The sequence below is a fragment of the Streptomyces cahuitamycinicus genome (genome assembly GCF_002891435.1).
Lineage (GTDB): Bacteria > Actinomycetota > Actinomycetes > Streptomycetales > Streptomycetaceae > Streptomyces > Streptomyces cahuitamycinicus.
In genome coordinates, this window is sequence record NZ_POUC01000451.1 from 1 (window position 1) to 6,223 (window position 6,223).

The 6,223-nt window shown below is 72.5% G+C and carries 6 protein-coding genes; 5 read left to right on the forward strand and 1 reads right to left on the reverse strand.

Annotation, left to right across the window (positions count from 1 at the left end):
• The coding region (locus C1J00_RS36350; RefSeq protein WP_146046324.1) for a DUF1731 domain-containing protein at positions 1–344 on the forward strand (344 nt) is incomplete at its 5' end.
• A 284-nt stretch (positions 345–628) separates the two neighbouring features.
• Positions 629–2,035, forward strand: coding sequence for an NAD(P)/FAD-dependent oxidoreductase (locus C1J00_RS36355; protein WP_102913198.1), 1,407 nt, complete (start codon positions 629–631; stop codon positions 2,033–2,035).
• Positions 2,036–2,123: 88 nt separating this feature from the next.
• Here the strand turns inward: C1J00_RS36355 and C1J00_RS36360 are convergent, their stop codons facing one another.
• Positions 2,124–3,602, reverse strand: a complete 1,479-nt coding sequence (locus C1J00_RS36360; RefSeq protein WP_102913199.1) for an NsdA family TPR-like regulatory protein — start codon at positions 3,600–3,602, stop codon at positions 2,124–2,126.
• 238 nt (positions 3,603–3,840) lie between these two features.
• On the opposite strand from C1J00_RS36360, the gene lipB reads away from it, so the two are divergent.
• From lipB to C1J00_RS36375, 3 genes are all read left to right on the forward strand, one after another.
• Positions 3,841–4,641, forward strand: coding sequence for a lipoyl(octanoyl) transferase LipB (gene lipB / locus C1J00_RS36365; RefSeq protein WP_102913200.1), 801 nt, complete (start codon positions 3,841–3,843; stop codon positions 4,639–4,641).
• 103 nt (positions 4,642–4,744) lie between these two features.
• Complete coding sequence (lipA, locus tag C1J00_RS36370; RefSeq protein ID WP_102913201.1) at positions 4,745–5,734, forward strand: lipoyl synthase; 990 nt, start codon at positions 4,745–4,747, stop codon at positions 5,732–5,734.
• Positions 5,735–5,996: 262 nt separating this feature from the next.
• A complete protein-coding gene (locus tag C1J00_RS36375) occupies positions 5,997–6,200 on the forward strand; it encodes an SCO2195 family GlnR-regulated protein (RefSeq protein WP_102913202.1) in 204 nt (67 codons plus the stop codon).
• Positions 6,201–6,223: the final 23 nt, after the last annotated feature.

The following is a 6,223-nucleotide window of genomic DNA, read 5'->3' on the forward strand; positions in this document are numbered from 1 at the left end:
GGGCCGGCGGGCGGATGGGCGACGGGAGGCAGTACTGGTCGTTCGTCGCGCTGCACGACGAGGTCGCCGCGATCCGGCACCTGATCGACACCGACGGTCTGTCCGGGCCGTTCAACGTCACCGCCCCGAATCCCGTGACGAACCGTGAGATCACGGCGGCGATGGGACGGGTGCTGCACCGCCCCACGCTGTTCCCGGTGCCCGCGGCCGTCCTGCGGACGGTGCTCGGCGAGATGGCCGGGGACGTCCTCGGCAGCGCCCGGGTGCTGCCGACGCGGCTGCTGGAGTCGGGCTTCCGGTTCGCCTTCCCGGAGATCGAGGGAGCGATCCGGGCGGCGCTGTGACGGCTCCCCGACCTGCCGGGGCGGACCTCGGTGGGCGCGGACCGGCCGTCTGACCGGGATCCGACCGGCCTTTCCGAGACAGCTCGTTCGCGCCGCACACCAGCCTCCTGCGACCACTTGATGCCCACCAGGCGTCGGTATGCGACCGCCGTGCGACCGTGCCCTGCCGATGCGCGACTCCCGCTGACCGATCACGGTCCTACCCTCGACCAGAACTCGCGTATCCCTGCGGCCTGTTGAGGGCATGACGTCTCCAGCGCCCGCGCAACCTCGAGGAGGGGCACGTGCTTGAGCCCGCGTACCAGGCGGACGTGGTCGTCGTGGGGGCCGGGGTCGCCGGACTCTCGGCCGCACGCCGGCTGACCAGCGCAGGAGTGACGACCATGGTCCTGGAGGCCGCCCACGGGGTCGGCGGCCGCATGGCGACGGAGAAGGTCGACGGCTTCCGGCTCGACCGGATCGGCCAGTTGCTGTCCACGGCGTATCCGGAACTGCGGCTGACACCCGGTCTCGACGGGCTGGTGCTGCGGCCCTTCGCGCCCGGAGTCCTGCTGCACGGTGACGGACGCCACCACCGCGCCGGTGTCCAGCCGGGCGCAGGGGGCGCACGGGGCGCACTGCACGCGGTACGTGCGCTGGCGAGTGCTCCCCGGCCGCCGTCCGCACCGAGGCCGCCCAGGAGGCCGGTGGCCGTGCCCGGCCGGCAGGTGTCCGTCCCCCGGAGCCGGTCCGGCGCCCCGCTCGGCACGGCCGTCGACCAGGCCCGGCTGGGTGCGGCCCTGTCCCGGCTGGCGGGGACCCCGGCCGAACGGCTGCTGTCCCGCCCGGAGTTGCCGGCCGGTGAGGCCCTGGCGGCGCGCGGGCTGCCCGCCCGTACGATCGACGGTTTCCTGCGTCCGCTGCTCGCCGCGCTGCTGTGCGACCCGGGCCTGACGACGTCCAGCCGGTGCGCGGACCTCGCGCTGCGCGCCTTCGCCCGGGGCCGGCTGTGTCTGCCGGAGGGTGGCGCCGACGCCCTGCCGGAGCTGCTGGCGCGCACCCTTCCGCCGGGCACGGTGCACACCGGCGTCCGCGTCACCTCCGTGTCGACGACCTCGGTGACCACCGCGGAGCACGGTGAGATCCGGTGCCGGGCGGTAGTGGTGGCGACGGGCGCGCGGGCAGCCGCAGAGCTGCTGCCGGGGTTGCGGGTGCCGCAGTTCCATCCGGTGACGGTGGTGCACCACACGACCGACGAGCCGCCGGAGACGGGGGCGTCGCTGCTCCTCGACGCGGATCTCGGCGGGCCGGTCGCGCACACGGCGGTGGTCAGTCACGTCGATCCGTCCCGGGCGCCCGCGGGGCGGGCGCTGGTGTCGTCGACGGTGCCGGGACGGCCGCCGGGCGATGTCGACACCGCGGTGCGGATGCACCTGGCGCGGCTGTACGGGGTGTCGACGGCCCGCTGGGAGACGCTGGCCGTGCACCACACGGCCGAGGCCGTGCCCGCGATGCGGCCGCCGCATGATCTGCGGCGGCCGGTGCGGTTGCTCGCGGGCCTGTACGTGTGCGGGGATCACCGGGACACCAGTACCGTTCAGGGCGCTCTGCACTCCGGGCATCGGGCTTCGGCGGCGATTCTGGCGGACCTGGGGGCCGGGCGGTCTCTGCATGTTGCGGACCCCTTGCCCACGGTGCCGCGGGCCGCGTAGGCGGGTTGCCGGGCGCGGGAGCCCTCTGGTTGCACGCGACCACGCGGCGGAGCCGCACATCGACAGAGCCCCGCGCCCCTGAGGTACCTCACCCAAGGGCCGCTACCTTGTCGCGGTAACTGCGCACCGGCGCCGCGTCCTTGTACGGCTCCAGTCGTCGCTCGAAGTCCCGTACGTACTCCACCGCCCTCACCGAGCGCATCTCAGCGGCCTGGCCGGCGGCCTCCGCGGCCAGCTGGCAGGCCTGGTCGAGTTCGCCGAGGCCCAGGCGCGCGGTGGCGAGGACCACGCGGCAGAAGAGGCGGCTGCGGGCGTAGGAGGGGGCCCGCAGCTGGAGTGAGCGTTCCGCGTGCTGGGCGGCGGCGCGGAACTGCTGGAGGTCGCGGTGGCAGTGGCCGAACTCGTCGGCGAGCTGGGCCTCGTCGAAGAACTTCGCCCAGTGCGGGACGTCGTCCCCGGGCCGGGCCGTCTCCAGCGCGCGTTCGGCACGGACCAGGGCCGCGGTGCAGGCCCGGACCTCGCCGAGCACTCCGTGCCCGCGCGCCTCGGAGGCGTGCAGCAGGGCCTGGACGACGGGCGGTCCCGAGGTGCCGACGCCCTGCTGTGCCACCCGGGCGAGCTGGACGGCTTCCCGCCCGTGCCCGAGGTAGACGGCCTGGCGGCTCATGGTGACCAGCACGTAGGCCCCGTACGTCCGGTCCGCGGCCGCCTGGGCGAGCCGCAGCGCCTGCACGAAGTAGCGCTGGGCGAGTCCGTGCGCGGCGATGTCGTACGACGTCCAGCCGGCGAGCCGGGTCAGGTCCGCGGCGGCCGCGAACAGCCGGCGGCCGGTCTGCTCGCCGTAGGTGCCGCGCAGCATGGGCTCGCACTCGTGCTCCAGGTAGCGCACGAGGGCCTGACGGGCGTGACCGCCGCCGTAGGCGTCGTCGAGGGTGCGGAACAGCTCGCCGACCGAGCGCAGGGCGGCGATGTCACCGGCGGTGACCTTCTGGCCGGGGCCGCGCTCGGCCTGGCCGCGCTGGCGGGGCAGGGACGGCACGCCCTGCTCGGTCGCGGCCGCGGGGCGCAGGGGCGGGCGGCCCTGGACCGGGATGCGGGCGGCGGGCGGCTCACCCCGGGCGACCTTCTCGTCGGCCCGGCCGATCAGCCAGTCGCGGCTGGGCACCACGAGCCCCGCCGGGGTGAAGGCGATCTTGCGGAGCTCGGCGTGGCTGCCGGAGTCCTTGCGCCACAGCCCGCTGACGATGTCGACGGCCTCCTCGGGGCCGGCTGCGAACTCCAGCCCCGCGTAGACGGGGGCGCAGGCGTCCAGGCCGAGGTCCTGGGCGGTGAGACGGCGGCCGAGGCGCCGGGTGAAGACCTCGGCGATCAGGGCGGGCGTGGTGCCCCTGGGCTGCTGACCGCGCAGCCACCGGGTGACGGAGGTCTTGTCGTATCTCAGATCAAGCCCGTGTTCGAGACCGAGCTGGTCCACGCGACGGGCGAGTCCCGCGTTGGAGAACCCCGCTTCTGCGATGAGCGCGGCGAGCTGTCGGTTGGGGGTGCGCTGCGCGGGTCGTTCCGTCATGGTGCGGTGCGGTCTCCTGCCTTCCGGTGCTGGTGATGTGCCGGATTGCCTGTGAGCAGGCCTTTTGGCTTGCTGGACGGCGCGAATGTAGCGGAGAGTAAGCACCCCATCACACATTTTCCCGGACATTCATCCGATCGTGTGAGGATTGACCCCGGGACTGACGTGTCCGGGCCGGACGTACAGTGGCTTGGGCGCGCTACGTGCCTGATACACCCGTCCGAGGGAGGCGCTTGCCGTGAGTGAGTTGCGGTTCGTCCGCATGGGATTCGGTGACGAGGCCGTCGAGTACCAGGAGGCGTGGGACGAGCAGCGCCGGGTGCACGCGGCGCGCTTCGCCGACGAGATCCCCGACACCGTACTGCTCCTGGAGCACCCGCCGGTCTACACGGCCGGACGGCGCACGGCGGACAACGAGCGGCCCCTCGACGGCACGCCCGTCATCGACGTAGACCGCGGCGGCAAGATCACCTGGCACGGCCCCGGCCAGCTGGTGGGCTACCCGATCCAGAAGCTCCCGCGCCCGGTGGACGTCGTGGCGCACGTCCGCCGCCTGGAAGAGGCCCTGATCCGCGCCTGCGCGGAGTTCGGCCTGGAGACCAGCCGGGTCGAGGGCCGCAGCGGCGTGTGGATCCTGGGCGACGCCGTCGAGCAGCGCCCCGCGCTCGGCGGACTGTCGCTGGACTTCGACCCCCGGCTGCACGACGAGGAGTTCGACCCGCGGATGAACGGCCCGGAGTACGCGCCGTCCAACGCCGGCCAGCGCCGGGAGGACCGCAAGATCGCCGCGATCGGCATCCGCGTCGCCAAGGGCGTCACCATGCATGGCTTCGCGCTCAACGTGAACCCCGACAACAAGTGGTTCGACCGCATCATTCCGTGCGGCATCCGGGACGCGGGCGTCGCCTCGCTGGCCGGCGAGCTCGGCCGGGACGTGACGATCGAGGAGGTCCTGCCGGTCGTCGAGCGGCATCTGCGGGAGGTCCTGGAGACCGCGGAGCCGAAGCCCAGGGAGATCGAGACGACCCCGGCGGCATAAATCGGCCCGCGCAGGAGCTACAGGGGTCAGTGCCCACGCAGGCTTTCAAATCAACGGGCGTACGCTTGAGGACGCCGAAGAATCAATCGCTAGGGAGCCGGTCGTGTCCGCAGTCGCACCCGACGGACGCAAGATGCTGCGCCTGGAGGTCCGCAACAGCCAGACCCCCATCGAGCGCAAGCCCGAGTGGATCAAGACCCGGGCGAAAATGGGTCCCGAGTACACCGCGATGCAGAAGCTCGTGAAGAGCGAGGGCCTGCACACGGTCTGCCAGGAAGCCGGCTGCCCGAACATCTACGAATGCTGGGAGGACCGCGAGGCGACCTTCCTGATCGGCGGCGACCAGTGCACCCGGCGCTGTGACTTCTGCCAGATCGACACCGGCAAGCCCGAGGCGCTCGACCGTGACGAGCCCCGCCGGGTCGGCGAGTCCGTGGTCACGATGGACCTCAACTACGCCACCATCACCGGCGTCGCCCGCGACGACCTGGAGGACGGCGGCGCCTGGCTGTACGCCGAGACCGTGCGCCAGATCCACCAGCAGACCGCCGGACGCGAAGCGGGCCGCACCAAGGTCGAGCTGCTCGCCCCGGACTTCAACGCGGTCCCGGAGCAGCTGGAGGAGGTCTTCTCCTCCCGGCCCGAGGTCTTCGCGCACAACGTCGAGACGGTCCCGCGGATCTTCAAGCGCATCCGCCCCGGCTTCCGCTACGAGCGCTCCCTGAAGGTCATCACCGAGGCGCGCGACTACGGCCTGGTCACCAAGTCGAACCTCATCCTCGGCATGGGCGAGACCCGCGAGGAGGTCAGCGACGCGCTGAAGCAGCTGCACGAGGCGGGCTGCGAGCTGGTCACCATCACGCAGTACCTGCGACCCTCGGTGCGTCACCACCCCGTCGAGCGCTGGGTGAAGCCGCACGAGTTCGTGGAGCTGAAGGAGGAGGCCGAGCAGATCGGCTTCTCCGGCGTGATGTCCGGGCCGCTGGTGCGCTCCTCGTACCGCGCCGGACGGCTCTACGGGATGGCCATGGAGCAGCGTGATTCGGCCGCTCCGCGGCGGGAGGACGGGCACGTCGCGGCTCCGGCCGTCTGACGAACCGTCACCACCCCTGCCCGCCAAGGGGCGGGACAAGCGTGTGAATTCGCGCACAAGAGACTACTCGCCGGTAGTGACCGATTCGACGCGGTTCTGACGGTCCTCGCAGATGAGGGCACATGTCAGGACCGCGTCGGTGTTCCACCACTCCCCGCCAGGGCTTCATGGGTGTTTGACCGGCCGGTCACGCCCTGGTAACACCAATCAGTGACGCTGAACTCACAGCACGTACACCCGTACCCGAGGGGGGACCTCACCCATGCAGGCCGCGCCGCCCGTCCGCGCCACCGCCATCCCGTCCTTCACGACCGCACTGCGTGCCGTCGAGTCGCTGCTGATGAGCAGCGGTCAGCGCACCGCCCGCCGCAACGCCTGGACCTCCGTGCTGGAGGACCGCCGTCGCGCCAAGGACCGGGTCGAGACGCAGCGCGTCATCGAGCGGTCCCTTTCGGTCCGCCCCTGACCCGTCCGTCCCAGACCCCCGGC